This window comes from Shewanella sp. HL-SH4 (assembly GCF_051164845.1).
Classification (GTDB): Bacteria; Pseudomonadota; Gammaproteobacteria; order Enterobacterales; family Shewanellaceae; genus Shewanella; species Shewanella glacialimarina.
Genome location: NZ_CP195037.1, coordinates 3,891,058 through 3,917,301, shown reverse-complemented (window position 1 = coordinate 3,917,301; position 26,244 = coordinate 3,891,058). Strand labels below are relative to the sequence as shown.

The 26,244-nt window shown below is 40.2% G+C and carries 25 protein-coding genes and 2 pseudogenes; 11 read left to right on the top strand and 16 right to left on the bottom strand.

Annotated features, from left to right (window positions below; genetic code table 11):
• Positions 1–207: 207 nt before the first annotated feature.
• The 9 genes and pseudogenes from fdx to trmJ all read right to left on the bottom strand — a co-directional run bounded on the left by fdx (position 208) and on the right by trmJ (position 7,463).
• The gene (gene fdx / locus ACRWQL_RS18175) at positions 208–543 is read right to left on the bottom strand and encodes an ISC system 2Fe-2S type ferredoxin (RefSeq protein WP_226415044.1); all 336 of its coding nucleotides are present in this window, start codon (positions 541–543) and stop codon (positions 208–210) included.
• Between the two features lie 8 nt (positions 544–551).
• Positions 552–2,411 carry a Fe-S protein assembly chaperone HscA gene (hscA, locus tag ACRWQL_RS18170; protein WP_434951436.1) on the bottom strand — a complete coding sequence of 620 codons (1,860 nt, stop codon included), beginning with the start codon at positions 2,409–2,411 and terminating at the stop codon, positions 552–554.
• A 105-nt stretch (positions 2,412–2,516) separates the two neighbouring features.
• Positions 2,517–3,041: a co-chaperone HscB gene (hscB, locus tag ACRWQL_RS18165; RefSeq protein WP_434951435.1), complete on the bottom strand. Its 525-nt coding sequence runs from the start codon at positions 3,039–3,041 to the stop codon at positions 2,517–2,519.
• A 47-nt stretch (positions 3,042–3,088) separates the two neighbouring features.
• Positions 3,089–3,412, bottom strand: a complete 324-nt coding sequence (iscA, locus tag ACRWQL_RS18160) for an iron-sulfur cluster assembly protein IscA (protein ID WP_434926461.1) — start codon at positions 3,410–3,412, stop codon at positions 3,089–3,091.
• Positions 3,413–3,427: 15 nt separating this feature from the next.
• Positions 3,428–3,811, bottom strand: coding sequence for a Fe-S cluster assembly scaffold IscU (iscU, locus tag ACRWQL_RS18155; protein WP_434951433.1), 384 nt, complete (start codon positions 3,809–3,811; stop codon positions 3,428–3,430).
• A 59-nt stretch (positions 3,812–3,870) separates the two neighbouring features.
• Positions 3,871–5,085, bottom strand: coding sequence for an IscS subfamily cysteine desulfurase (locus ACRWQL_RS18150; RefSeq protein WP_226415034.1), 1,215 nt, complete (start codon positions 5,083–5,085; stop codon positions 3,871–3,873).
• Positions 5,086–5,179: 94 nt separating this feature from the next.
• Positions 5,180–5,638, bottom strand: coding sequence for a Fe-S cluster assembly transcriptional regulator IscR (gene iscR, locus ACRWQL_RS18145; RefSeq protein WP_226415032.1), 459 nt, complete (start codon positions 5,636–5,638; stop codon positions 5,180–5,182).
• 263 nt (positions 5,639–5,901) lie between these two features.
• Positions 5,902–6,724 (bottom strand): annotated as a pseudogene (gene cysE, locus ACRWQL_RS18140) (serine O-acetyltransferase).
• Positions 6,725–6,743: 19 nt separating this feature from the next.
• A complete protein-coding gene (trmJ, locus tag ACRWQL_RS18135) occupies positions 6,744–7,463 on the bottom strand; it encodes a tRNA (cytosine(32)/uridine(32)-2'-O)-methyltransferase TrmJ (protein ID WP_434926462.1) in 720 nt (239 codons plus the stop codon).
• A 148-nt stretch (positions 7,464–7,611) separates the two neighbouring features.
• On the opposite strand from trmJ, the gene suhB reads away from it, so the two are divergent.
• The 6 genes from suhB to ACRWQL_RS18105 all read left to right on the top strand — a co-directional run bounded on the left by suhB (position 7,612) and on the right by ACRWQL_RS18105 (position 11,010).
• Positions 7,612–8,415, top strand: coding sequence for an inositol-1-monophosphatase (gene suhB, locus ACRWQL_RS18130; RefSeq protein WP_226415026.1), 804 nt, complete (start codon positions 7,612–7,614; stop codon positions 8,413–8,415).
• Positions 8,416–8,594: 179 nt separating this feature from the next.
• Positions 8,595–8,999: a phosphate-starvation-inducible protein PsiE gene (locus tag ACRWQL_RS18125; protein ID WP_434926463.1), complete on the top strand. Its 405-nt coding sequence runs from the start codon at positions 8,595–8,597 to the stop codon at positions 8,997–8,999.
• Positions 9,000–9,130: 131 nt separating this feature from the next.
• A complete protein-coding gene (locus tag ACRWQL_RS18120; protein WP_434926464.1) occupies positions 9,131–9,433 on the top strand; it encodes a PilZ domain-containing protein in 303 nt (100 codons plus the stop codon).
• Positions 9,434–9,571: 138 nt separating this feature from the next.
• Complete coding sequence (locus ACRWQL_RS18115) at positions 9,572–10,240, top strand: AAA family ATPase (RefSeq protein WP_226415019.1); 669 nt, start codon at positions 9,572–9,574, stop codon at positions 10,238–10,240.
• On the top strand, positions 10,227–10,568 hold the full coding sequence (locus ACRWQL_RS18110) for a replication protein RepA (protein ID WP_434926465.1): 342 nt from the start codon (positions 10,227–10,229) through the stop codon (positions 10,566–10,568). The genes ACRWQL_RS18115 and ACRWQL_RS18110 overlap by 14 nt, the downstream gene beginning before the upstream one ends.
• Before the next feature lie 76 nt (positions 10,569–10,644).
• A complete protein-coding gene (locus tag ACRWQL_RS18105; protein ID WP_434938175.1) occupies positions 10,645–11,010 on the top strand; it encodes a VF530 family DNA-binding protein in 366 nt (121 codons plus the stop codon).
• A gap of 36 nt (positions 11,011–11,046) precedes the next feature.
• Here ACRWQL_RS18105 and ACRWQL_RS18100 read toward each other — a convergent pair whose 3' ends face one another.
• The 3 genes from ACRWQL_RS18100 to ACRWQL_RS18090 all read right to left on the bottom strand — a co-directional run bounded on the left by ACRWQL_RS18100 (position 11,047) and on the right by ACRWQL_RS18090 (position 13,043).
• A complete protein-coding gene (locus ACRWQL_RS18100) occupies positions 11,047–11,901 on the bottom strand; it encodes a hypothetical protein (RefSeq protein WP_434931666.1) in 855 nt (284 codons plus the stop codon).
• 34 nt (positions 11,902–11,935) lie between these two features.
• Entirely contained in the window at positions 11,936–12,550 is a 615-nt protein-coding gene (ribA, locus tag ACRWQL_RS18095) for a GTP cyclohydrolase II (RefSeq protein ID WP_434951431.1), read from the bottom strand.
• 136 nt (positions 12,551–12,686) lie between these two features.
• Positions 12,687–13,043 (bottom strand): YibL family ribosome-associated protein, encoded by a 357-nt coding sequence (locus ACRWQL_RS18090; protein WP_434926469.1) that lies wholly within the window; start codon positions 13,041–13,043, stop codon positions 12,687–12,689.
• A gap of 232 nt (positions 13,044–13,275) precedes the next feature.
• On the opposite strand from ACRWQL_RS18090, the gene ACRWQL_RS18085 reads away from it, so the two are divergent.
• Both ACRWQL_RS18085 and adhE read left to right on the top strand, forming a co-directional pair.
• Positions 13,276–14,532 (top strand): NADH:flavin oxidoreductase/NADH oxidase family protein, encoded by a 1,257-nt coding sequence (locus ACRWQL_RS18085; protein WP_434951429.1) that lies wholly within the window; start codon positions 13,276–13,278, stop codon positions 14,530–14,532.
• Between the two features lie 281 nt (positions 14,533–14,813).
• Positions 14,814–17,444 (top strand): annotated as a pseudogene (gene adhE, locus ACRWQL_RS18080) (bifunctional acetaldehyde-CoA/alcohol dehydrogenase); the annotation flags it as partial.
• Positions 17,445–17,598: 154 nt separating this feature from the next.
• Here adhE and ACRWQL_RS18075 read toward each other — a convergent pair.
• Positions 17,599–17,790 carry a DUF3185 family protein gene (locus ACRWQL_RS18075; protein WP_434931663.1) on the bottom strand — a complete coding sequence of 64 codons (192 nt, stop codon included), beginning with the start codon at positions 17,788–17,790 and terminating at the stop codon, positions 17,599–17,601.
• A 148-nt stretch (positions 17,791–17,938) separates the two neighbouring features.
• On the opposite strand from ACRWQL_RS18075, the gene ACRWQL_RS18070 reads away from it, so the two are divergent.
• Positions 17,939–18,415, top strand: a complete 477-nt coding sequence (locus ACRWQL_RS18070) for a hypothetical protein (RefSeq protein WP_434951428.1) — start codon at positions 17,939–17,941, stop codon at positions 18,413–18,415.
• Positions 18,416–18,916: 501 nt separating this feature from the next.
• Here ACRWQL_RS18070 and ACRWQL_RS18065 read toward each other — a convergent pair.
• Positions 18,917–19,183, bottom strand: a complete 267-nt coding sequence (locus ACRWQL_RS18065; protein ID WP_434926472.1) for a hypothetical protein — start codon at positions 19,181–19,183, stop codon at positions 18,917–18,919.
• A gap of 672 nt (positions 19,184–19,855) precedes the next feature.
• Between ACRWQL_RS18065 and ACRWQL_RS18060 the strand changes: the two genes are divergently transcribed.
• Positions 19,856–20,590 (top strand): substrate-binding periplasmic protein, encoded by a 735-nt coding sequence (locus ACRWQL_RS18060; RefSeq protein WP_434951426.1) that lies wholly within the window; start codon positions 19,856–19,858, stop codon positions 20,588–20,590.
• Positions 20,591–20,735: 145 nt separating this feature from the next.
• A complete protein-coding gene (locus ACRWQL_RS18055) occupies positions 20,736–22,220 on the top strand; it encodes a methyl-accepting chemotaxis protein (RefSeq protein ID WP_434938185.1) in 1,485 nt (494 codons plus the stop codon).
• Between the two features lie 569 nt (positions 22,221–22,789).
• Here the strand turns inward: ACRWQL_RS18055 and ACRWQL_RS18050 are convergent.
• Positions 22,790–23,179, bottom strand: a complete 390-nt coding sequence (locus ACRWQL_RS18050) for a septal ring lytic transglycosylase RlpA family protein (RefSeq protein WP_434951424.1) — start codon at positions 23,177–23,179, stop codon at positions 22,790–22,792.
• A gap of 437 nt (positions 23,180–23,616) precedes the next feature.
• The gene (locus ACRWQL_RS18045) at positions 23,617–26,238 is read right to left on the bottom strand and encodes a glycosyl hydrolase family 18 protein (RefSeq protein WP_434951422.1); all 2,622 of its coding nucleotides are present in this window, start codon (positions 26,236–26,238) and stop codon (positions 23,617–23,619) included.
• Between the last annotated feature and the right edge of the window lie 6 nt (positions 26,239–26,244).

The following is a 26,244-nucleotide window of genomic DNA, read 5'->3' as shown; positions in this document are numbered from 1 at the left end:
TATACGTAATTTAATATTGTATGCATAGCATAAGTGGTGTTTTAGGTGAAAATTGCTTCTTTACGGACGCATTTTTAACCATACAGCGGCGATAACAAGGCGTGAATATCTAGTCGTAAAAACTAGCGGTATTAATCGAACACAAAAAAGGCAATAACCCTCTAGGTTATTGCCTTTTTAATACGGCTAAAATAGTCAATGACTGGCCTAGCCTTCACTGACCATATTGACGGTATATTTAGGGATATCAATCACCATGTCACATGCAACCACTTTAGCCTGACAAGATAAACGGCTCTCAGGCTCTAGTCCCCAAGCTTTGTCTAACATGTCATCCTCAAGCTCATCACTTGCTTCAAGTTGATTAAAACCTTCACGCACAACCACATGACATGTAGTACATGCACATGACTTTTCGCAAGCATGCTCAATATGAATACCATTGCGTAAAGCTACGTTTAAAATAGTCTCACCGACTTCAGCTTCAAGCACAGCCCCATCAGGACATAACTCACTATGGGGTAAAAAAACTAATTGTGGCATGTTCTCACCTATATATTGTCAACAGAACGGCCCTTAAACGCCGCTTTTATCGAGTTATCCATACGTCTTGCCGCAAAATCTTGAGTTTGGGCATCTAAATCGTTGATGGCTTTTTCGATCGCATCAACATCATCTTTTTCTGCGGTAGCAGCTAATAACTCAATAGCAGTTTGTAGCTGTAAACGCACATTGGCTTCGAGTAAATCACCGTCTTTTTGTAATGCAGCGTTTAACGATTCAATAACTCTAGCAGCTTCAACTTTTTGTTCCGCAAGCATACGGCGAGTAATATCCTCTTTTGCATACTTCATAGAATCTTTAAGCATTGTAGCAATTTCTGTATCAGATAAACCAAATGATGGCTTAACCTGAATGCTGGTTTGTACTCCGCTAGACTTTTCCATTGCGGTGACATTCAGCAAGCCATCTGCATCGACTTGAAATGTCACTCGAATATGCGCAGCGCCTGCGGCTAAAGCAGGAATACCTTGCAAGGTAAAACGCGCTAAAGAGCGGCAATCATCAACTAATTCACGTTCGCCCTGCACGACATGAAATGCCATAGCAGTCTGACCATCTTTAAAGGTGGTAAACTCTTGAGCTCGCGCAACAGGAATGGTGGTATTACGGGTAACCACTTTCTCTACCAGACCGCCCATGGTTTCAATGCCTAGGGATAACGGAATAACATCTAACAATAATAAGTCTGACTCAGGCTTGTTACCGACTAAAATGTCAGCTTGAATTGCGGCGCCAATAGCGACAACTCGATCAGGATCGATTGAGGTTAACGGCGTTTTATTAAAAAAAACTTCAACCTGCTCACGCACCAAAGGCACACGTGTAGAACCGCCAACCATAACGGTTTCAATCACTTCATCGGTAGTCACCCCCGCATCACGTAATGTGCGACGACAACTACCAATAGTCTTTTTAACTAACGCAGCAATTAAAGTGTCAAATTCAGCATTAGTAACAATTAAATCAAGTTGTTTATCATCGTACGACAAATTCGCGGTCACGTTTTGATTATCTGTTAGCGCTTCTTTGACTCGACGAGCTTCAATCAATAGTCGACGAGACTCTTGTGCTGTCAATGTGGTTAATTGCCAGGATTGCTTAAAGTGTTCAACTAAAAGATGATCAAAATCATCACCACCTAATGCAGAATCACCACCGGTAGCGAGTACTTCAAATACACCACGATTTAAGCGCAGAATAGAAATATCGAATGTGCCGCCACCTAAATCATATATGGCAATCACACCTTCTTGTTTAGAGTCTAAACCGTAAGCGATAGCGGCTGCTGTAGGTTCATTAAGTAAACGCAGTACCTTTACCCCTAACAGCTCTGCGGCATCTTTGGTCCCTTGACGTTGTGCATCGTCAAAATAAGCCGGAACCGTAATCACTACGCCCTGTAATTCACCGCCTAAGGTTTTTTCAGCACGTTTTATCAAGGGTTTTAAAATTTCAGCGGACACTTGAATAGGATTAACTTTAGCTTGCTGAGTAACAAACACAGGTAACCCATTCTCGCTTGCCTCAAACTGATAAGCATGCTGAGCATCGCGATTTTGAATATCTTGTAGGCTGCGGCCCATAAAGCGCTTAACCGACACAATAGTATTTTGTGGGTCAATCGCTGACTGTGCTTGAGCCTCACGGCCCACTAAAATAGTATCTTTACCGTAATGAACCACAGATGGCAAAGAATGGTGACCTTGCTCATCGAGTAATGTGCTTGCTTGGCCGCTTCTGACTGCCGCGACCAGTGAATTAGTGGTACCTAGATCAATACCGACAGCTAAACGATGTTGATGCGGCGCAGCGCTTTGTCCAGGTTCTGCAATTTGCAACAGTGCCATAGTGTTCCAACTTTGTTGTAGATAAGCCACAGGGCTTATCAAAAAAATTACCGGGCGAAGTCGATAAGTGACAGCTTGTAATCTAAGGAAAAATATTGCCTTAGCTTAATCAAGCAATGCATCTTCGATACGTGTAAGCTCATCGTGTAATTTTGCCATAAATTTTAATTTACGAATTTGATCTGCCGCTTGCTTATTATCATTTTCATCAGCGCTTATGAGCTGCTGACTCAATAAAGTAAACAATGACTTTTCATAAGTTGCAAAAGAATCGTATAAGGCGTCAATAATACCATTTGGATCAGCTGAGTCGTTGATGTCTTCTAACATCTCTCGCCATTCCATTTGCTGCATTAAAAAACCCGTATCTTTAATGGTCGTCGTTTCATGACTAAGCTCAATGCCGCGCAAGCTTAACATGTGCTCTGCACGTCTGAGTGGACTTTTTAGGGTTTGGTAACCATCATTGACTTGTGCCGTACGCTGAACAGAGAGTAACTTTTGTTGCTCAGTATCGTTGGCAAACTTATCGGGGTGCACCGCGCGCTGCAGATCGCGATAGCGCTCTGCAAGGCTTGCGGTGTCAATATCGAAGGATGGAGCGAGGTCAAACAATTCGAAGTAATTCATTTAATAACATTCATACTTGCATGTTTAAAACACAGTGAAATAGTCATTCACACGGTAAAGCTTTCACCGCAACCACATTCACCTTTGGCGTTAGGATTATTAAATTGGAACCCCTCATTGAGGCCCTCTTTAATAAAATCTAACTCGATGCCTTGCAAATAGATAAAGCTTTTGGCGTCGATGATGATATTAACACCATCAATAGTGTATAACTCATCATCGTCATTAAGCTCATCTACAAACTCAAGCACATAAGCCATTCCTGAACAGCCAGATGTTCTCAACCCAAGGCGTAAGCCGAGGCCATTTCCGCGATTAGCAAGAAATGATCTTACTCTGTCAGCCGCAGCTGGGGTCATTGAAATTGCCATCTTTAACTCCAGGTATTACTTAGACTGCTTCGACTTGTACTCTTCAATTGCCGCTTTAATAGCATCTTCTGCTAAAATAGAGCAATGAATTTTCACTGGTGGTAACGCTAATTCAGCGGCAATATCAGCATTTTTGATGGTGCCAGCTTGGTCAACCGTTTTACCTTTAACCCACTCTGTTACCAGCGAGCTAGAAGCAATTGCACTACCACAACCGTAGGTTTTGAATTTAGCATCTTCAATAATGCCCTCGGCATTAATTTTAAGTTGCAGCTTCATCACGTCACCACAAGCTGGCGCGCCAACCATACCGGTGACTACTGACGGGTCGTTCTTGTCAAATGAACCCACGTTACGTGGATTTTCATAATGGTCGATTACTTTTTCGCTATAAGCCATGATACTGCTCCAAAATCTCTGTCATTTATCAGTTGGTATTAATTGGTGAGATAACCCAATTAGTGATGTGCCCATTGAACTTGGTTCAAATCGATACCATCTTTAAACATCTCCCAAAGTGGAGACATTTCACGTAACTTATCGATAGATTCAGTGATTACATTAATTGCATGATCAATTTCTTCATCGGTAGTAAAACGACCAATAGAGAAACGAATTGAACTGTGCGCCATTTCATCATTTAAGCCTAGTGCACGAAGCACATAGCTAGGCTCTAAACTTGCGGATGTACAAGCTGAACCGGACGAAACCGCTAAATCTTTTAGTGCCATCATTAACGATTCACCTTCAACAAAGTTGAAGCTAACGTTAAAAATACCACAGAAGCCTTGCTCAGCATCGCCATTGATATAGGTTTCTTCAATGTGATTAATGCCAGCCCAAAGCTTGTCACGTAGACGACGAATGCGAGCTGTATCTTCTTGCATGTCTTGCTTTGCAATAACAGACGCTTCACCTAATCCTACAATTTGGTGAGTTGCTAATGTGCCACTACGCATACCACGTTCATGGCCGCCACCGTGCATTTGAGACTCTAAACGGATACGAGGTTTACGGCGAACGTACAACGCACCGATACCTTTAGGCCCATACATTTTATGGCCTGATATTGAAATCAAATCCACTTTTGTTTGCTGTACATCAAGCGGTATTTTACCTGCACTTTGTGCTGCATCCATGTGGAAGAAAATACCTTTAGCACGACAAAGTTCACCGATTGCGTTGATATCTTGTATCACGCCGATTTCATTATTAATGTGCATAATGCTGACAAGAATAGTGTCATCGCGCATTGCGGCCTCAAGACGAGTCAAAGGAATTATCCCATTGGCTTCAGGCTCTAAATAAGTGACTTCATAGCCTTCACGTTCTAACTGGCGACACGTGTCTAACGTGGCTTTATGCTCAGTTTTACTGGTAATAATATGCTTACCCTTCTTATGATAGAAGTGGGCAATACCTTTAATCGCAAGGTTAGATGATTCTGTTGCACCCGATGTGAATACGATTTCACGATGGTCAGCATTAATCAGATCAGCAACTTGATTACGGGCAATATCGATTGCCTCTTCAGCTTGCCAACCATAACGATGAGATCGAGATGCTGGATTACCAAACACTCCGTCCATAGTCATATGTTGAACCATTTTCTCTGCGACACGCTTATCGACAGGGGTTGTTGCGGCATAATCTAGATAGATAGGAAGTTTCATAACACACTCCGTACTTAGTATTCTCTGTTGAGTCTACATACAACGTACAAATAATAATTATATTTAAATCAACACTGTGTTTAATAACTACCAGTTATAAAACACGGTGTTCCTTCTGGATTTTATCTTGCTTAATAGAGATAAATTGCACGTCTCTTTTGTTCATCAGACCAGCAAGTGAAATACCATTTAAAAACTCTGAAATTTGTTTGCTTAAATCCCCCCATAGAGAGTGGGTAAGACAGCGGGTGCCACTTTGGCAATTCCCTTGTCCTTGGCAGCGAGTGGCATCAACAGATTCATCAACTGCATGGACAACCATGCCAACGGAAATGGCATCAGCCTCTAGGCCTAAACGGTATCCGCCACCGGGTCCGCGTACACTTGACACCAGACCGTGCTTTCTTAACTTAGCAAAAAGTTGTTCAAGGTAAGACAACGAAATGCCCTGCCTTTCAGATATATCTGCTAAAGGAACAGGCCCTGTTCCAGAATGAATCGCAACATCCAGCATAGCTGTGACTGCGTAGCGACCTTTTGATGTAAGTTTCATAACTTGCTACTGCTCCCAAAAAGTATGCAGTAATTTCATCATACCCGAGTAATTTAGTCAAGTATTAATCCTACTAATTTACTCAGGTATTAAAGTAAGGAAGTGCTAAAACAGCTTGATTTCAGCCGAGGTATTTAACCTTTTTATAGCTTAAAATTCAATGCCAATAGGGGAATTTATTCCTCTATTGGCATTATTTTTTAATCACGATAGGCATTTAACACTTTTTAAGCTTTATATTAACTACAGCTTATAAAGTTTACTTATATGCTTGGATCAAACTCTGTCAATTCACGTTTTCGGTTTTTGGCGGCCGCTTTTTTCGGCTTCGTCAAAGTCACCTACATTCAATTGAGGTAACTTTTCAGTGCACACTTCTCCACCCATAGTTTGAACGGCTTGACAAAGCTCCTGTACTTTAGAATCCATTAGATGCATATGATCAAGCATCTGGCCAATCGCATTGGCGACAGGGTCAGGATTGTCCGGCGACACTGCATATGCATCAAAGCCATATTTTTTAGCCATCTCAGTACGACGTTCAGCTTTTTCTTTTGACTGCGTGCTTGGTGAAGAGACAACTCTTCCCGGAATACCCACAACAGTATTGTCGGCCTCAACATCTTTAACCACCACTGAGTTAGAGCCGACTCGAGCACCATCATGCATAGTAATTGGACCTAATATTTTAGCCCCAGCACCAATGACCACATTATTACCTAATGTAGGATGGCGTTTACCCGCCTGCCAGGTTGTTCCACCGAGAGTAACCGAATGATATAAAGTACAATCGTCACCAATTTCAGCCGTTTCACCGATCACCACACCCATGCCATGATCAATAAAAAAACGTCTCCCTAAGGTCGCTCCTGGGTGAATTTCAACCCCGGTTAGCCAGCGGGAAAACGTCGACAAGCAACGCGCAGTTAACCGCCAATTGCCTCGCCAAAACTTATGACTAATCCTATGTAACCAAATTGCATGCATGCCAGGATAATTGAGTAAAATTTCAATCGTGCTGTTTGCTGCAGGATCACGGTGATAAATAGATTCTATATCTTCTTTTAATCTTGATCTCACGCCCATGTGAACTCCCTTATCACCACTATTTTTTATCTATCTTTTTATCTATCGAGGTTAAAATACCCCGTAAAATATTCATTTCTTGCGCTTCGATTCGAGCACGGCTGTATAAACGGCGAAGTTTGGTCATCACATTACCAGGATGGTTCTTAATAACAAAGCCAGTCTCCGATAAGGTAGATTCTAAATGTACAAAGAAACGCTCTAAATCTTCAGCCAGAGGATATTCCTCCTCTGGAGCAGGCTGCTCACCCAAAGCTAAATGCGCCACACGAGTTTCATAACAAATAATCTGTACGGCTTGGGCTAAATTTAATGAACTGTATTCTGGGTTAGCAGGGATAAACACATGATAATTACACTTTTGTAATTCTTCATTACTAAGCCCATGATTCTCACGTCCAAATACAATGGCAACCGGGCCTTTAATACTTTCAAGCGATAATTTTTCGCCAGCTTGGCGTGGGTCAAGCATTGGCCAATCTAATGTACGGCTACGTGCACTTGTCGCAATAACTAAGCTACAACCAGCAATAGCCTCATCCAATGAGTCAACTGTGGTGAGATTTTTTAAAATATCAGATGCACCTGCCGCCAGTGCAATAGATTGGCCATCAGGCTCTACTCTTGGCTCAGCAAGGTATAAATTAGATAAACCCATGGTTTTCATTGCACGGGCGGTCGAACCAATGTTTCCAGGGTGAGACGTGCCCACAAGCACAACACGAATATTACTTAACATGACACCACTTTAATTCAAAAAATATTGGCCATATGTTACCACAAGCCCTGTTTATAACGTTATATGAAAATCTGCATTTGATATAACTATTGAATAAGGTATAATGCGGCCGCTGTTTTATTCGTTCTTTAAAATCCAGGGGATTGCTATGCATCCGATGATGACTATTGCCACACGCGCTGCCCGCGCTGCTGGCCAAACAATTATGCGCGCCTATACTGAACTCGACCGTGTTGAGGTAAGTACCAAAGGAATTAATGACTTTGTTACGAGTGTAGACAAGGAAGCAGAAGCAACTATTACATATCAGATTCGTAAATCTTACCCTGATCACACGATCATTGGTGAAGAAGACGGTGAAAACCGTGGCGAAAGTAAAGATTATGTCTGGATAGTAGATCCTTTGGATGGCACCAACAATTTCGTTCGTGGTATTCCTCATTTTGCTGTTTCAATTGCCCTTCAATATAAAGGCGTGACAGAAGTCGCGGTTATTTATGATCCTGTTCGTGAAGAGCTGTTCTCAGCTGTTCGTGGTAAAGGCGCAAAAGTTAACGACTTCCGCATGCGTGTTACCAGTGTCGGTGAATTGGACAGTACCATTATAGGTACAGGTTTCCCATTCAAAGCTCGTCAGCATACTGAAACCTATATGAAAATTTTAGCAGATGTATTTCCGCAATGTGCAGATCTGCGTCGTACAGGTTCAGCAGCTTTAGATTTAGCTTATGTTGCTGCAGGCCGTCTAGACGGATTTTTCGAAATTGGTTTAAAACCTTGGGACATAGCTGCTGGCGACCTAATTTGTCGTGAAGCTGGCGGTACGGTTACTGATTTCACTGGCGGTCATAATTACCTGATTTCGGGTAACATTGTTGCTGGCACTCCAAAAGTAACCACTCAACTAGTTAAAATTATGCGCCCTTTACTTAATGAAGCGTTAAAGCGTTAGTTATCGACTGCGAGTAATAATAGAAACGATTACTCGCACTCGTCATAATACTCGCTAAAATATTGAAACCGCTAATTTAATTAGCGGTTTTTTTGTGTCTGTGATTAAGATCGCTGGGCAAGCGGCTTACTTTACGGAATAATACCATCAAGATTTCACTACAAAATAACAGAGATAACATGCACAGAATAAAACATGCCAGCATACAATCTTTAAAATCGATCGAATATGTCGTTCTTTTCATTATTGCTTTGGCCACTACTTTTGCTATTGGCGAAGAGATAATGCATATGTTCGCCATTAGAACAGTCGAGCTTGCCGATCTGTTATTATTATTTATCTATCTTGAAGTCTTGGCCATGGTGGTCAATTACATCGAGTCAGGTAAGTTACCTATCCGTATGCCGCTGTATATTGCCATTGTTGCCTTAGCACGATACCTTATTTTAGATATGAAAGGCATGGATGACTGGCGTATTTTAGCTATATCATTTTCAACCATACTATTAGCTGCTACGGTGATCGTGATCCGCTGGGGGCAATTAAAAATGCCTTATCCCAGAAATCAAGACTACGACAATTAACGTGAAGTCACTTAACACTAAAACGCCAAGCATTTTGTTTGGCGTTTTTGTTTTTAATAACCGTTTGGTATTGCTTAAAAAAGCCAATATGCTAAAACTAAAGAATCGAATCCACTTAAGGAGAAATAAAAATGGACCAAGAGCCGACAGGTTTTGATGAAAAACGTACTTCATTGCGCGTAGATATGGAAGCAGAGCGGATCAAGTTACATTGGATTAATAAAGCTGGTGAAAGTAATGAAGATGATGGTGTTTGTATTGACTTGGCTCGCAAAGGCGTATTATTTGATTACCGTCAGGCTTTTGAATTGGGGCAATTAATCGCACTCACATTCAATCCCGGTAGCGATAAACAAAATACCATTAAGGGGCAGGTATGTCGCTGTAGTCAAAGTTCACCGCACAGCTATCACATTGCGTTGCAATTACTTTAACAACGACCTTCCAGTCGTGTTCCATTAGGGCAAAGTGTTATAGGTATTTACCCAGAGTGAAAAACATGTTCTATACTCAAATTATTAAGTTACATAGATGACACTTATATTGTTAAGAAACCACAATGGGAGAAGAGTATGATACTGCTCGTAGGCGGTGAAAAAGGAGGCAGTGGCAAAAGCTGTTTAGCACAGAACCTTGCCGTTTATATTACTCAAAAATTCGCTGCTAATGTGTTGATGGTAGATTGTGACCCACAACGCACCACATCCGATTGGATCCAGGCTCGTAATACAGATCCCAGCCTTGCACCCATTAACTGTATTCAACTCTACGGTAAAATTCGTAATGATTTACTCAGTTTAGATGAGCGCTTTGACTACGTCATTGTTGATTGTGGTGGCCAAGATAACCTTGCTATGCGCGCAGCCATGTCCGTGGCAACTTATGTGGTCATTCCCTTAAGACCAAAACGTCGTGACTTAAAAACCCTTCCCCATATGGAAGATATGTTAAGCACCTGTAAAATGGTCAATCCTAAGATGGTAGCAGCAATTGTAATGACCCAGTGCCCTTCTTTACCGACTCAGTTTAAACGTATTTTAGAAGCCAAAGAAGTTGTCGAATCATTTAACCTTCGCGCCTTAAACTCAGTTACTTTTAGCCGTAATATTTATGACGATAGTGAAGAAAGCGGCTCATCGGTTATGGAAATAGAGCCAGATGGTAAAGCTGCAATTGAAATCCGTGCAATTGCTGATGAATTATTTGCTATACCACCAGAAAATAGTTATGAGTTTAACTGACCTTAAGCGTAAAAAGCCGAAGCAAAAGAAAAAGTCTGTTTCGGTTGACGACTTTATCGAAGATGCCAATAACTATGCGTTGGGCAAACAGACTGTTGTGGGTGAAAATCCACAGATGCAACAATCGACTCAAGCATTTTTAAGTGGCCTAGATAAAAAAAGTGTCAAAATTTATCGACATGCAACTTTTACACTCACAGAGAGAAGCATTACCCAATTAGACAAACTGTCTAAAAATAATAATGTGGCTAAATCAAAACTGCTGCGTATCCTAATTGACGATTTTTATCATTTATCAACAACAGATCAACAAAAGCAGTTAAAGTAATATTGAAACTCCCTGTAGGATACTATTTTAGCGTATAATCTTGATCTATCATTTGATTATCGGCCTTACTTTTATTATGACTCAGCAAAATAATCCGCTTCACGGCATTAAATTAGAAACAATCATTACTTATTTAGTCGACAAGTATGGCTGGGAAGATTTAGCCCTTCGGATCAACATTCGCTGTTTTAAAGACAATCCTAGTGTTAAATCCAGTTTAACCTTTTTACGTAAAACCCCATGGGCGCGCGATAAAGTCGAATATCTATACTTAAGGTGTAATAAGCTGCCATTGCCGATAAAAAAAGAGCAAGAGGCTCCTTCAAGATCATCGACCCAAAAATCAACTCATAAGAAAATCACCACAAAGGTAATGCCTGTTGCTTCGCCTGATAACACTCGTGATGATAAACCTGTAAATGCAAATATATGGGGTAAGTAAGCTCAGATTGGAATAATTAAGTCTTTGTAGAAAGGGTTACAACGGAAATTCGAAAATAAGTCGCCACACCTGTAGCCCACCCCCAACCTGATAACTCACACCTAGCCGGTCTATTTTTAAGCCATCCCAGCCAAAGACATCATAACCTATCGGTTTAGAGAACTTCAAAGTCGCACCCACTTCATAGGTGTGATTAGTGACAACATCAGCACCAACAGGATTCACAAAGGTTAGGTTGTCGAAGAACCAGCGCCCGGCGAAGAATAACCTAGGCTCAACCTCAATATCCTCCCAAAGCCAGCTCGTTCCCAAGCCAAAATCCAGACCACTTTGTAAAACAGAATAACTCTCGGCACTATCATTTAAACTGCTGCGATAGCCAGCAAAATACAGTCGATTTACCCAGGTAGGAGAATAAGCAGGTATATCAATTTGATAAAGTGATGATATACCAAATGACATGATCCCAACGTTACTTTCATTTGAAAAATTATAGCCATAACCCATATCTAAATAGCTTTCGAGCGTCAATTGTTCATCAACGAACCAATGGTACTCAACTCCAGGTGTGAAGGTTATCGTACCGACGCTTTTGGGTAATTGCCCGCCAGGTAAATCATTAAATGAATAGTCGAAAAAACCCAAGGATATAGGTAAGCGTAACTTAACTAAATGATCTTCAGCTTGGTCGATAGCAAATGAAATAGGTATATTTGCTACAGCAGCACTTTGACCTGATGTGCGATAAATACCACTGCCAAGATAGTTTGCAAAAGCATAATGTGAGGCATCTGGAGAGGATATAGGTGCTTCAGGTATATCCTGTGCGGCTGACATAGCAGAGTATTGCAAAGCCGTAACAGTCGTGATGACTTTGCAATATTTTGCCATATTTGAATAATATGGCAACTTTACTAAAACTTGATTAGTCTTGCTTATCATTGAAGTGATGTTCAGACATCATATGTCCAAGCTCGGTGGATTTGGTCTTTAAGTAGCCTTCATTGTAACGATTTTTGCCTACTTGTAATGGCACTCTTTCAACGACTTCAATGCCTTCGTTTTCCATCGCTTTTACTTTACGAGGATTATTGGTCATTAATCTGACTTTAGATACATTGATTTGCTCAAGCATAGGCTTAATCATATCGTATTGACGCATATCAGCTGCAAATCCTAAACGTTCATTAGCTTCGACAGTATTAGCTCCGCCATCTTGTAGCTCATAAGCTCGAATTTTATTTAACAAGCCAATTCCACGCCCTTCTTGACGTAGGTATAAGATAAAGCCTTGACCCTGCTCGGCAATATTCTGCATCGCAGTTTGTAGCTGAAAACCACAATCACAGCGCAAACTAAATAACGCATCGCCGGTTAAACATTCCGAATGAATACGCCCTAAAATTGCTGAGTCGGCATTTAACTCACCGAAAGTTAATGCAACATGCTCTTTGCCAGTTTCAGTATCTTCAAAACCGTGCATGGCAAATATACCCCAAGGGGTAGGTAATTTAGAGGTAGCGATATATCTTATCGACATGAAATAGACCTTACAACAACACTCATTCCCTGAGACCTAATATGAGACCGTATTTCCTGAGACTTACTTGCCTAAGAATGGTCGTTGACGACATCACCTATAGCTGCAATCAACTACACAAAAAATTGAAACTGTATCAGAATTTGCTAGGAGCAAAACCCGTCACTGTCTTAATGCCCATTTCACGACCTAATGCAGTCATAGGGTGAACAACCACTAAGCCTTTCACGGACTTTTTTAATTGCCCCATGTCCGCTTGCTCGACTTTGGTTAGCTCTCGTTTGAAAGTTAAACCCTTCACTTCACTGCCTTCTTTATTAAGCTCGCGAGTTTGTTGGCCTTTAACGTTAGCAATACGTTTAGTCATTGCGGTGATTTCTTTTTTGAACTGCAAAATAATCGCTGCGTCACCGCGCTGTTCAGCCGCCGCTAATTTACGACGAAACGTATCTAATTTACCATTAAGAGTTTGCAGTTCTTGCTTTAAATTCATTACTTTACCTTTAAACTATTCAGACAATTACAATAAGGATTGAATAGACGCTATTCAATATAAAACCACATCATAATTTAAGGAGGGAATTATATACCCAAACCTTGCTAATTTGCGAAAAAAAATCACAGGTATGTGAATAATTTCAACAGAAAATATCAAGTGATAGTGGCTTCAAGGCTTACTTTACCGTTATGCTGATTTTAATAATCACATAACGGCGAGTTAAATCATGTCGCAAGATCTCTTTAGCGCGGTTCAAATCACACCGCAAACAATACTTAAAAACCGTTTTGTCAAAGCCGCCATGGAAGAAAACTTAGCCAATAATCAACAACTACCCGATGAAAAGCTGTTTCGGTTATACCAACAATGGGCCCAAGGCGGCGTTGGGTTAATTATTACTGGTAATGTCATGATAGACAGAATGGCCATGACAGGCCCTGGGGGAGTTACTCTTGAGCATGACACGCCCTTAGCCCCCTTTATCAAATGGGCAAATATAGCCAAAGCTAATAATACTAAAGTGTGGATGCAATTAAATCACCCAGGTAGGCAAGTCTTTAAAGCCTTGGGCGGTAAAAGTATTGCTCCTTCAGCCATCAGCTTAGACTTAGGTAAGCATTCCAATTTATTTTCAATACCTCAGGCAATGATTGAAGATGAAATACAAGATGTGATTAAACGGTTTGGCCAAAGTGCTTATCAAGCTAAGTTGGCTGGCTTTGATGGCGTAGAAATCCATGCTGCTCATGGTTATTTGTTAGCGCAATTTTTATCTCCGTTAACCAATCAACGCACTGACGAATGGGGTGGAAGTTTACTCAATCGCGCTAAGTTATTAATTGAAGTAATAAAACAAGTAAGGCAATTCTGTGGTAATGATTTTGATGTGGCAGTAAAGCTTAATTCTGCAGATTTTCAACGGGGTGGTTTTGATATTGATGATGCGGAGCAAGTCATTAACTGGTTAGCAGAGTATAACGTAAACCTAGTAGAGTTATCGGGCGGAAGTTATGAAGCTCCTGCAATGCAGGGGCGAAGTGCGGATGACAGAACATTAGCACGCGAAGCCTATTTCTTAAGTTTTACAGAGTCACTGGTTAAACGCTCACCTATTCCATTAATGTTAACCGGTGGTATTCAAAGGCTACCCATTGCGCAAAAAGTCATTGATGCAGGTTTTAGTATATGCGGTCTAGCAACAGCCCTTGCTTATCAGCCTGACATTATCAATAGGTGGCAAACCAATCCGGAGATGTCTGTTGCCATTAAACAAATAAGTTGGGAAAATAAAACCTTCGCAGCACTTGCTACAATGGCGATAATTAAGCGTCAATTACGTCGAATGAGTCGAGGCAACAAGCCAAAAATGAACGACTCTCCACTGTGGAGTTTAATATTGGATCAAATTAAAACTAAACGCAGAACGGCTAAATATAAGAAATATTTACAGGCTTACTATTTAGCTACAAAAAATCAACTTTAGCCACCTTAGTTAACTGAGTCAATTGACGCAAGTTAATGCATTAAACCTTTAACCTGATTTTTGCCAATATTATGCTGATTTAAGGGAAGCTTCATCTAAATCAGCACATAACAAGTGGCGCTTAAACTTCGTTTCACAACTAAAAACGTAACAAAATTACACTAGCAGCTTATCTGTGAACTGGATCACGACAAAAGCGCTAAAAAAAAGGTAATTTTACAACATAAGTTTAATAGGTATTACACAAAGAATGGTTAACTAAAACTGATTTATTTAACTATTTTTTAAAGGAAGTCATTATGACAGTCACCAACACAGAGCAACTTAACCAATTAGTCGACAGAGTGGCTTACGCGCAAAAAGAATATGCCAATTTTAGCCAACAACAAGTCGATAAAATATTTAGAGCCGCTGCACTTGCCGCCTCAGATTCACGTATTTTGTTAGCGAAAATGGCGGCAACTGAAACTCAAATGGGCTTGCTTGAAGATAAAGTCATTAAAAACCATTTCGCCTCTGAATACATTTATAATAAGTATAAAGATGATAAAACCTGTGGCATCATTGCAGAAGATATCACCTTCGGCACCATTACTATTGCCGAACCCGTTGGGATAATCTGTGGCATTGTGCCAACAACCAACCCAACCTCTACCGCAATATTTAAAGCGCTTATTAGCCTTAAAACTCGCAATGGTATTATTTTCTCACCTCACCCGCGTGCGAAACAATCGACCACAACAGCGGCTAGAATTGTGTTAAATGCAGCCATTGCCGCTGGAGCACCCAAAGACATTATTGGTTGGATTGATGAGCCTTCAGTTGCATTATCTAATCAACTAATGACCCATGAAAAAATTAATCTCATTTTAGCCACTGGTGGCCCTGGCATGGTAAAAGCTGCCTATTCATCTGGCAAACCTGCTATTGGTGTAGGAGCAGGTAATACACCGATTGTGATTGATGAAACCGCAGATATAAAACGTGCTGTTAGTTCTATATTAATGTCTAAAACCTTTGACTACGGTGTGGTATGTGCATCAGAGCAAGCAGTCATTGTGGTCGATAGCATCTATGACCAAGTCAAAGAACGTTTTGCCTCTCACGGCGGGTATATGCTGTCAGTGGCTGAAACCCTATTGATGCAAGATGTTATTCTAAAAAATGGCAATTTAAACGCTGATATTGTTGGTCAAAGCGCGGAAAAAATTGCGGCAATGGCAGGAATAAAAGTACCAAGCTGGACCAAAGTATTAATAGGCGAAGTTACTGAAATTAGTGATACAGAAGCTTTTGCCCATGAAAAACTATCACCCCTATTAGGTATGTACCGTGCTGTAGATTTTAATGATGCCATGGATAAAGCAGAGGCACTGGTCACCCTAGGCGGTATTGGCCATACATCAGGTTTATATACAGACCAAGACAGCCAAAGCGATCGCGTGAAAACCTTTGGTTTTAGAATGAAAACAGCACGAATTCTGATCAACACTCCTGCATCTCAAGGCGGTATTGGCGACTTATATAACTTTAAACTCGCACCTTCACTGACTTTGGGATGTGGTTCTTGGGGCGGTAACTCTATCTCAGAAAACGTCGGACCAAGTCATTTAATTAATAAGAAAATAGTCGCAAAAAGGGCAGAAAATATGTTGTGGCATAAACTTCCTTCATCAATTTATTTCCGCCGTGGCTGCTTACCGATTGCACTTGAAGAGTTAGAAACCAAGAAACGCGCGCTTATCATCACAGATAAATACTTATTCAATAACGGTTACTGCGATGAAACTATTAAGATTCTTAAAGCCCAAGGACTAGAAACTGAAGTATTCTATGAAGTAGAAGCCGATCCGACACTGGCGATAGTAAAACAAGGTGCTAAAGTAGCGCAAAGCTTTCAACCTGATGTCATCATAGCCTTAGGCGGCGGTTCACCTATGGATGCCGCGAAAATCATTTGGGTATTGTATGAACATCCTGATGTCGATTTCGCCGATTTAGCACTGCGCTTTATGGATATTCGTAAACGTATTTATAAATTCCCTAAACTTGGCGTCAAAGCACAAATGGTCGCTATCCCTACTACCTCTGGTACAGGCTCAGAAGTGACACCATTTGCGGTAGTGACTGACGAAGTGACTGGCATGAAATACCCAATTGCAGATTATCAACTCACGCCCAACATGGCCATTGTTGACCCTAATCTTGTGATGAATATGCCAAAATCACTCACTGCCTATGGCGGAATTGACGCGATTACTCACGCACTTGAAGCATACGTCAGTGTGATGGCTAACGAGTTCAGTGATGGTCAGGCCCTTCAAGCATTAGACTTACTATGCGAACATCTTCCAGCAGCCTATGAGTTAGGTGCAAACGCACCGGTTGCAAGAGAGAAAGTGCATAATGGCGCAACCATTGCGGGTATTGCCTTTGCCAATGCATTTTTAGGTATCTGCCACTCAATGGCGCATAAACTCGGGGCAGAGTTCCACCTAGCCCATGGTTTAGCCAATGCTTTATTAATCAGTAATGTTATTCGTTTCAACGCTACTGACATGCCGACTAAACAGGCCTCATTCAGTCAGTATGACCGTCCTAAAGCACTATGCCGTTATGCTGCTATTGCAGAGCATCTCAAACTTGATGGTGTCACGAAAGCAAAAACGGATAAGCAAAAAGTTGATCTGTTAATTGCTAAAATTGATCAACTTAAATCAGTTATCGGCATACCGGTATCTATTCAAGCTGCCGGAGTCAACGAAGCTGACTTTTTAGCTAAATTGGATGAGTTAGCTGAGCATGCATTTGATGATCAGTGTACCGGGGCAAATCCACGTTTCCCGTTAATTAGTGAACTTAAACAAGTCTTGCTAGACAGCTTTTATGGCACCCCATACCAAGATAAATAGCACAGGATATAATAAGAAGTATTGCTGAGTTATTAGTGAATCTACAAAAGAGGCTGTATTGAAGCTAATAGCTAAGTAAATTGAAATAAACCAAATGAAGGCGATAATCAAAAAATTAACGCCTTCATTTAATAACAATCTAAAGTGACGACTTTTACTTTATCTTGGTAAGACCAATCAAAACCGCAATCCCCCCTCCCACCATGCCTAACCAAGCTTCAATCGGTGTATCACCGTTTATAGCGCGAACCACTTGAGAACTTGCTGAATCATAAATGTTGTAACCCCAAATCGCTAACGCTACACCTAATGCAATGATTACGATACCAAGAATTGTTTTATTCATTATGACTCCAAGTGTTTATAAAATTTTAGTCTCGACAACAATGATTAATACGACTATTTTGGTCCAGCCCTTTATAAATAATATTGGTTTTTAATCGCAAAGCATTATAGCTTGAAAAAGGCTATTTAATCGTTAAGGAGTACGTTATATGGACAAGAAAATTCTACCACTTATCATTTTTAGCACCTTTATAGTGTTTTCGATTGGCCATAGTGTTGCTAAAGACAAAGATTCAAAAACCAATAACGGCAAACAAAATTCTGAAAAACACCAAACAAAGCATAACAATGATAATGAACAGGCCTCGCTGAGCTATTTTAGTCATGACCGTCAGATAGTCATTAAAAATTACTACGATACAATTCGAAGTGAAAAGCATTGCCCACCAGGACTAAGCAAGAAAAACAATGGTTGCCAACCTCCTGGACAAGCTAAAAAATGGCACAAAGGCCAACACCTGCCGAAAGATGTAATTTACTATGACGTGCCTATTGCACTTACTACTCAGCTAGGTCGCACTCCAGAAGGGCAAAAGATTGTCCGGATAGGAACCGATTTACTTTTGATTAGTGTAGGTACGGGGATGGTGATAGATGCGTTAGAAGACCTTAATGGTATTTTTTGATAAGACCTTGATAATATAAATATTTTAACTAATTTCAAATAAATATTCTCAATTCGGGTTAGCTGAATAAAGGATATTTAAATAGTCAAAGTTCAAGTGTTTATCCTCAAACTTGAGTTTTGCGCTGATAACAACGCGAATTAACGCGAATTAACGCGAATTAACGCGAATTAACGCGAATTAACGCGTCAATAGCTGTTCTATTACGAATTTTTATGTGTAAAAAATAACGCAGTTAGCGTTGCAAAGAGCTGTTTGATATGCATTTATTATCCCCAACTGAGGTTAAATAGCACTGCTAAAACAATAAATAAATCGAAACACTTGTTGTGAATACTAAAAATCAATTAGTTATCAGTTTCTGTCTACTAATAGGTGTTATCACCTCAGTAAAAACCAACGCAATGACATCGAAACAGCCAAAGCTGATTAAGGTGAAGATGGGCCGCATTGCTGCGGTCCAGCCACAAAGTAAACCGTATTCAAAAAACGGGTTTGCTTTTAAAGCTCAAGATTTCGGGTTAATACTTCAGCGGATGTAATTATGCGCTTTGTACGGTAAAGTTCAGGATGTTTTTCACTATCAGCGTAACCTACTGGTTCGCCTGCGCCTGTGTTTACAAACCAAGAGCTTTCAGGAGTGCGGTCGCCGAGTAGTTTTTTTAATTCAGCTGGTTTGATACCTATTGCTTTGGCTGCCGCATTGTATGTACAGCGGATCCTAGCTTCGTTTAGGTAATCTTGTATGATGTTAATTTTATCCTGCATTAAAATGTCATTCCTAGAAAGTTAACGCCCAATAAATGGGATAATTTATTGTTGGCAAAAGTGTTGAACGGAGTGAAAACAGCCAACTATAAATTTTCCCTCTTGGGTGTTTTGTAGCCTGCGCACAAAATAAATAATTATACTTCAAAAAGCAGTTTTTAGCTGTATTAGAATGCCTCAATCTATCAAATAGACCTTTTAAGCTGATTAAGTCTAGTAAACCAGCAACATTCCCTGCTATAAGCACAAAAAAACACTACCGAACATCAATTAAGTGACTCTAATAATCAATTAACGTCACACATCCCACCTAATGACAATCAATTTCATCGTTAATAGATATGTAAAATAATAGATATAAATAGTTTTATTTGCTCTTGTTGCAAAATTTAAGTCTACACTTATTCAGTAATTGTTTGTATCTAAGCGTAGATGTGTAATTGATGCTAACTCATTTTATGCAGATTATTAGATTAACCTAAGCGTTGTAATACTGGTCGATACTAGTACACACATAATAAAAATAGGATTACTAACGAGCGAATAAATTTAATCCATTGTTTAATAACAATGTAAGGCAATAGACAAACAGATAAGAGATTACCCTTGATACCAATAACAGCTCCAACATGTTGTTTACTCGGGTTCAATTTTTCATTTCTAGGAGATATTATGAAATTTAACTATGCCATTTTGGGATTACTATTCGCTGTCGGCAGCGTATCCACTCACGCCGAAACCGTAAACCTTACTTCACTAGATTGGGCACCCTATTCAGGAAAAAGTCTAGAAAATAGAGGAGCTAGTGTTGTGGTAGCTCAAGCGGCATTTAAAGCTATGGGTCATGAACTTGTTGTCGATTTTTTTCCATGGAGCCGAGCAGTAAAACTGGCTTCAGAGCCGGGGTCTAAATATGCAGGATATTTTCCAGAATACTTATATGAGTCAAATGAGTTTACTTTTTCAGCGCCCATGGGACAGGGTCCGCTAGGTTTGGTTGAAAACATAGCATCGCCTATAAGCTGGGCTGAGGTAAGTGATCTCGCTAAATATAAATTGGGCGTAGTCCAGGATTATGTCAACACAGAAGAACTTGATGCACTTATCGCCAGTAATGTAATTAAACCTCAGGTTGTTACATCTGATGAGATTAATGTTCAAAAAGTTGCAGGCGGTCGTATCGACGCAGCTGTGATTGACGCAAACGTATTCAATTATATGCTCGCCAACAGCAGTAAGCTGGTAAAGAATAAAGATAAGGTACAGATGAACGCTAAGTTATTAATGAACAAAGAGCTTTATGTAGCATTTCGAAATGATGCTGATGGCAAAAAATGGCAAGAAATTTACAACCAAGGCTTAGCTAAAATTGATATAGATGCGCTGATGACAGAGCATTTAAAGTAATAATTAAATAGTCAATAACAAGTGCCGACATGTTCCAACAGATTTAGGACTGCTTTATCGGCATAAGTAACATTTAAGTATCGCAATAAAATGGATTACGTTGCTTTATACACTCAAGTTAAAATGAGTACTTTTTATGACGCTAATGAAATCAATTTCTTTTAAGTTAATCATGGCAGCGCTAGTTACTGTAACCTTTTTAGTTGTAATATTTGGGGTATATGACTATCTGGCACAAAGTGCAAAACTACAACAGAAACAAAATGTTCAACTTGATTTAGTTGCTTCAAGATTACAGTTAAGCCTACCTAGCGCAGTGTGGAATTATGAAGAGTCTCAAATGGCTCGATTACTTGATTCAGAACAACAATCTGATGATGTTGCTTTTTTAAGTTTTCATAATGATAACGGCGACCAGATTGCCCAATCTAAAGGTGAAAAAAGTACTCACTTTCGTACAATACCCCTACAATATGTAGAAAATGATACCGCCTCTGATATCGGTACAGTAAGATTATACATTGATGATACTAGCATCAAAGAAGAGCTAACAGAGCTCGCTTTTAGGGCTATTTTAAAAGGGTTATTACTGGATGTTTTTTTAGTAACCGCACTCTTTTTTCTATTTAGTAAACTGATTACTCGCCCACTCACCCATGTTGCTAATGCCTTAGAAAATATAGCCAGTGGCGAAGGCAATTTGACCCGTAGGCTTCATGTCAGTCGCGAAGATGAAATTGGCAAGGTATCAAGTTCATTCAATATATTTGTAGAAAAAATTCAAGTACTTGTACAATCTATACAGTTTTCTGTTGATGATGTGTTTCGTGCTGCAAGAAATGTACACACCGTAGCTGAACTCAGTCGTGGGCATGTGCACGATCAGCAATTAGAGACCGATCAGGTTGCGGCTGCAATCACCCAAATGTCAGCCTCAGCAAAAGAAATTGCTATCAGCGTGAAGCTTTCAGCAGAATCGGCATTGCAAGCTAATATGGATACCAAAGAAGTATCCAACATTATAAATGACTCTATTGATTCTATAAACGATCTATCTAGTCAATTAACAGAAGCCGCCACTGTAGTAAATTCGCTAGATAAAGATGTCACGGCGATCGTGTCCATACTAGATGTGATCCGCAGTATTGCGGAGCAAACGAACCTATTGGCGTTAAATGCAGCTATTGAAGCAGCTCGAGCCGGAGAGCAAGGCCGTGGGTTTGCTGTAGTGGCGGATGAAGTTCGTGCGCTTGCTAGCAGAACCCAACAAAGTACTGCTGAAATTCAAACCGGTATTACTAAGTTACAATCCGGCGCTAAGTCAGCAGTAAAAGTGATGCTTGAAAGTCAAAGCAAAAGTGAGGCTTCAGTGGTCAATGCCCAAAGTTCGGGAACAGCCATCAATAGAATTTTAATTTCTACAGAAAAAATCACCGATATGGCAACTCATATTGCAACAGCAGTAGAACAACAAAGTACGGTAGCCGAAGACTTAACCCATAACATCAACCGTATTGTCACATCGGGTCAGGATAATCTTATACAGCTAAGTGAAATGAATAAAAACTCTGAAGATTTAGAGTCGACATCAAGAAATTTAAAGAAATTAGCCAATCAATTTAAAGCCTAACTATCTAAGTGGCTCTGGCTAATAATGCTAGAGCCACCTATTTTTATAATCAATTAATATCTCGTCTATCCACTTTAATACGATAGCCTTAATGGCTATTCAAGCTTAAAAATAGAATCCGAGTTTTCAATTAATTTAGGCGCTTACAAGCAAGCTAAGAGTAATCTAAAGTGAGTTCGATAACTCACTCGCTAAAATCAACATAATATCGGGTCAAACTTGTTAAAACTCAAGTGCAGCTTCGATTCTAGCTAGACCTCTTTCAGCGCTCCTCATCATTAATAATGTGCTTCCCATACACCTTTTAATATTTTTTATTGACTATCAAATTGTTAACCAAATAGATCCGTAAGTGCATCGATATCTTTGATAGCAAAGGTGAGTAGCGCTCTCGATAAAGTAAGTAACTATGATACACAAGGAGTTCGAATGAACATTAACCAGAGAAATTTAGCACCCATTCAAGTTACAATTTTTGCTGCCTTATCTGGTTGCGGCAGTTGTTATGGTTATGGTGAATCCTCAAGATACTAAATACCTTCACAACGAGCTATAAAAACAAACAAATACTAATCAACTACTTCAATTTTAACGTTAATCAAACCATTAGATATATTAGCGATGCTGTTGAAGGCTGACTTAGAAAGGTCAATGATACGGCCCTTAACAAAAGGACCACGATCATTGATTTTCACGATAATACTTTTGCCATTGTTGATATTGGTCACTTTGACATTTGAGCCAAAAGGTAAACTTTTATGTGCTGCTGTATTTTGACTGTGAGTATATAAATCACCGCTTGCCGTTTTCTTGTTTTGATGTCTGTCAGAATAGTATGAGGCTTGACCGGATTCAGTGAAGTTTATTCTCTTTCCATCGGCATCTGGCTGTAGCGAAGTACACCCTGTTAATATGAAGAAAAAAATTAACAACTGAATTTTTCGAGAAATGGCAACCATGTTTTGTCTTTTAGTATGTTCACATAACGAGCCTGTGGAATGGCTCATTTGTGGTGATTTAATAATGTCACGAACACTAACTGAGTTTGAATAGTGATTCAAATGAAACCGCTGTTTTATTAATGATTAGGGTAAATGTCGTTTTGTGATGCCAGAAAACTGTGGGGATGTATTACAAGTGAGCAATATAACGCACAGGACTATTGGCCGACTATTTGATATTTGCTTCCTTTGAGCCGCACAAGAGTTTCAATCCGACAGTGTTGGCCAATTAATAATTTAGTATGCTTTTCCACTGTTATTAAAAAGGCTTCTGAATGTTTTCAGAAGCCTTTTATAAAAACTAGAAAGTCGTTTGATATGGGCTAAATAGTGTTTAACAGCATGAGGACTTTTCCTCACCGTTTATAAACAAACACTATCACCCTATTTTAACACTATAGCTTTTGCCAAACATTGTTCACGCCGGGCTCATCGCCTTTTGTCCACCATTTTGCCTGGTATTGCGCATTGTTATGGGTAACTTTATCACCACCATTGTAAGTAGAACCCGTATTCCAGCTTCCTATCGGGCTACCATCTGTAATGACGACCTCCCAAGGACCACCTGCGTCAGGTCTATCACCCTGAGTCCACCATTTAGCTTTATATTCAACACCTTGATATTTAACCTTATCACCTGTGTTATATATTTTTGTCGCAAGCCATGTGGTGTCACCGCCAGCATCGATATTGTTAACCGTTACTGTAAAGCTTTTAGTGACATTACTTGTGCCATCAGACACGCTAACGCTAACAGTATAAAGGGTGTTCTTGCTAACCTCGCCCGCCAGCAAGCTAATAGTCGCACCACTGCCTTGTAAGGTTAATCCTGCTGGCACCGTCCAGTTATAAGTTAACGCATCGTTGTCGGCATCCGTTGCATTTACACTGACTGTCGCGGTTTTATTTTCATCGATACTCAGATTGGCAATATCCGCTATCACAGGAGGTTGATTAATAACATCATTTGCAAGAACTGTGACTGTGGTTGATTTAGTCACAGTAGTCGCACCATCAGATACACTTAAAGTGGCAATATAATCTGTGTTTTGACTTACATTAGGGGCATTAAGCACTAGAGTATTAGTATTGACACCTGTTGCGGTAAATGCAGTATCAACTGCCCAGCTATAGGTTAATGGATCATTATCTGCGTCAGTTGCGGTTGCTGCTACAGTAAGTGAATTACCCGTTTGAACGCTATAGCTAGTCATTAGCTGAATCACAGGCTTACTATTAACAGGTGTACCACCTGCTAAACCTTCATGCATAGCATTGAGGATATCACCGTTATCAGCATCGATTTCCCAGGCAAATAGCCCTGCCAAACCTAAACTACGTACATATTGACCTTTGGCATTAACAGAACGAGGGCTATCATAGGTAGCCAAAGTACCACTGCTTTTATTCCAAACATACGCTGCCTGTGCTTGTTCATCATAAAAGGTTTCAAAACCATTAACACCGTTACCCGACGCACCAATCATGGCATTTTTCATGCCTTTATAGTCTTGAATACCCGGCTCCCAAACTCCATTGGCAATTGTGCCGGTCAGTTTGCCTGTGCCCATTGCGGTCATTGGATTATTACCAATAGTATTAGCAGGCATCACACCCTCCCACCCTCTACCATACATTGCTGCACCGACTACAATTTTAGATGCAGAAACCCCTTGAGTAAGCAGCTTTTGTATGCCGTTATCTGTAGTATAAGCAGGGCCTTTACGCGGTTTACCTTCATCATCTAACCCAGTACCATCACATTCTCCAGCGGTTAAATGTTCACCACAGTAAATACCGGTTTGATGCCCGGTGACATTGTTCCAGCCACCATAAAAGTCATAACTCATGGCAAAGATATAATCCATGTATTGTGCAGCTTGGCCATAATCCACATCTTCAATTTTATCAAACCCAACCCCTATCGCTGACGTCAGTTGATATTCACGTCCAGTATCGGCTTCTAAACCATCAAGCATGACTCTTAACTCTTGCATTAATGCGACATAAGCTGGGCCATCATTAATTGGATCGCCTAAATTAGGATTTGGTCCACTTCCACCTGGATATTCCCAATCGATGTCGACTCCATCATAAAATTTCCACGTTTGCAGAAATGTCTTCATTGAAGCTACAAAAGTGTCGCGATTAGCTTTATTTGTGAAAGAATGAAAGGGATCAGACAAAGTCCAACCACCAACAGAAGGTAATATCTTTAGGTCAGGATAACGTTGCTTTAACGCCATTAATTGGGCGTATGTACCACGGATAGGATCTGTGTTATTTATGCCTGGTAAGGTTTTTTGAATGGCCGCCCAAGGATCATGAATAACCACCTCATAATCGGCGCTGCCTTCACAGGCTTTTTGTAAAGCACGCCAGCTATTACCATTTTCAATCTCTTTTAATGATTCATTAGCGCCACAAATAGGAATAAAACCATAGAGTATATGGGTTAAGTTTTTTGCGGGAATATTCGATACATCAAAATCTCGACCATAAATCCCCCACTCAACAAAATAAGCGCCCACTACGGTATCTTGCTGATGTTGATAGTCTTTATTGTTAGGATTAACATCCATAGCTAAAGGTGGTAAATGGCCGCCGTCGGTATCGGCAATAACAATAGCTTTACCGTCACTCACACTACAACCAGCACTGTCACACAGAGCAACCGTTAAATTATGACGTCCTGATTTATGGTAAGCAAAATTAATCACACCACTTTGGGTGCCCGCGGCTAAATTGCCTTCATTAACTAGCATGTCATCGAAGTAAACTTTGTAGCTATTGCCCCCGGTACCGCTCCATGCATTCCATTTTATATTGATGTCGACTTGATTTTTTACCGTCACTAAATCTTTATAAGAACCCTGACCATCTAGGTTAACTTGTACAAATGAATAATCTTGCGGTTGCCAGTCTATGCTAGGTTTTGATGCTGCGGCTGCAGCTTGCCAAGAGGCCGCTGCCGCTGCCGCACTGAGGGCAAAAACAGTTAATAATGTATTTTTCATAATAAT

What these genes read in the sequence shown, in the direction of transcription:
- iscU (WP_434951433.1), bottom strand. Translation starts at nt 3,811, where the DNA reads ATGGCTTATAGCGAAAAAGTAATCGACCATTATGAAAATCCACGTAAC.
- ACRWQL_RS18050 (WP_434951424.1), bottom strand. Translation starts at nt 23,179, where the DNA reads ATGGTTGCCATTTCTCGAAAAATTCAGTTGTTAATTTTTTTCTTCATA.
- iscA (WP_434926461.1), bottom strand. Translation starts at nt 3,412, where the DNA reads ATGGCAATTTCAATGACCCCAGCTGCGGCTGACAGAGTAAGATCATTT.
- ACRWQL_RS18125 (WP_434926463.1), top strand. Translation starts at nt 8,595, where the DNA reads ATGCACAGAATAAAACATGCCAGCATACAATCTTTAAAATCGATCGAA.
- ACRWQL_RS18110 (WP_434926465.1), top strand. Translation starts at nt 10,227, where the DNA reads ATGAGTTTAACTGACCTTAAGCGTAAAAAGCCGAAGCAAAAGAAAAAG.
- ACRWQL_RS18045 (WP_434951422.1), bottom strand. Translation starts at nt 26,238, where the DNA reads ATGAAAAATACATTATTAACTGTTTTTGCCCTCAGTGCGGCAGCGGCA.
- trmJ (WP_434926462.1), bottom strand. Translation starts at nt 7,463, where the DNA reads ATGTTAAGTAATATTCGTGTTGTGCTTGTGGGCACGTCTCACCCTGGA.
- ribA (WP_434951431.1), bottom strand. Translation starts at nt 12,550, where the DNA reads ATGTCGATAAGATATATCGCTACCTCTAAATTACCTACCCCTTGGGGT.
- ACRWQL_RS18105 (WP_434938175.1), top strand. Translation starts at nt 10,645, where the DNA reads ATGACTCAGCAAAATAATCCGCTTCACGGCATTAAATTAGAAACAATC.
- ACRWQL_RS18150 (WP_226415034.1), bottom strand. Translation starts at nt 5,085, where the DNA reads ATGAAACTTCCTATCTATCTAGATTATGCCGCAACAACCCCTGTCGAT.
- ACRWQL_RS18085 (WP_434951429.1), top strand. Translation starts at nt 13,276, where the DNA reads ATGTCGCAAGATCTCTTTAGCGCGGTTCAAATCACACCGCAAACAATA.
- fdx (WP_226415044.1), bottom strand. Translation starts at nt 543, where the DNA reads ATGCCACAATTAGTTTTTTTACCCCATAGTGAGTTATGTCCTGATGGG.
- ACRWQL_RS18090 (WP_434926469.1), bottom strand. Translation starts at nt 13,043, where the DNA reads ATGAATTTAAAGCAAGAACTGCAAACTCTTAATGGTAAATTAGATACG.
- iscR (WP_226415032.1), bottom strand. Translation starts at nt 5,638, where the DNA reads ATGAAACTTACATCAAAAGGTCGCTACGCAGTCACAGCTATGCTGGAT.
- hscB (WP_434951435.1), bottom strand. Translation starts at nt 3,041, where the DNA reads ATGAATTACTTCGAATTGTTTGACCTCGCTCCATCCTTCGATATTGAC.
- ACRWQL_RS18120 (WP_434926464.1), top strand. Translation starts at nt 9,131, where the DNA reads ATGGACCAAGAGCCGACAGGTTTTGATGAAAAACGTACTTCATTGCGC.
- ACRWQL_RS18075 (WP_434931663.1), bottom strand. Translation starts at nt 17,790, where the DNA reads ATGAATAAAACAATTCTTGGTATCGTAATCATTGCATTAGGTGTAGCG.
- hscA (WP_434951436.1), bottom strand. Translation starts at nt 2,411, where the DNA reads ATGGCACTGTTGCAAATTGCAGAACCTGGACAAAGCGCTGCGCCGCAT.
- ACRWQL_RS18100 (WP_434931666.1), bottom strand. Translation starts at nt 11,901, where the DNA reads ATGGCAAAATATTGCAAAGTCATCACGACTGTTACGGCTTTGCAATAC.
- ACRWQL_RS18070 (WP_434951428.1), top strand. Translation starts at nt 17,939, where the DNA reads ATGGACAAGAAAATTCTACCACTTATCATTTTTAGCACCTTTATAGTG.
- suhB (WP_226415026.1), top strand. Translation starts at nt 7,612, where the DNA reads ATGCATCCGATGATGACTATTGCCACACGCGCTGCCCGCGCTGCTGGC.
- ACRWQL_RS18065 (WP_434926472.1), bottom strand. Translation starts at nt 19,183, where the DNA reads ATGCAGGATAAAATTAACATCATACAAGATTACCTAAACGAAGCTAGG.
- ACRWQL_RS18115 (WP_226415019.1), top strand. Translation starts at nt 9,572, where the DNA reads ATGATACTGCTCGTAGGCGGTGAAAAAGGAGGCAGTGGCAAAAGCTGT.
- ACRWQL_RS18060 (WP_434951426.1), top strand. Translation starts at nt 19,856, where the DNA reads ATGAAATTTAACTATGCCATTTTGGGATTACTATTCGCTGTCGGCAGC.
- ACRWQL_RS18055 (WP_434938185.1), top strand. Translation starts at nt 20,736, where the DNA reads ATGAAATCAATTTCTTTTAAGTTAATCATGGCAGCGCTAGTTACTGTA.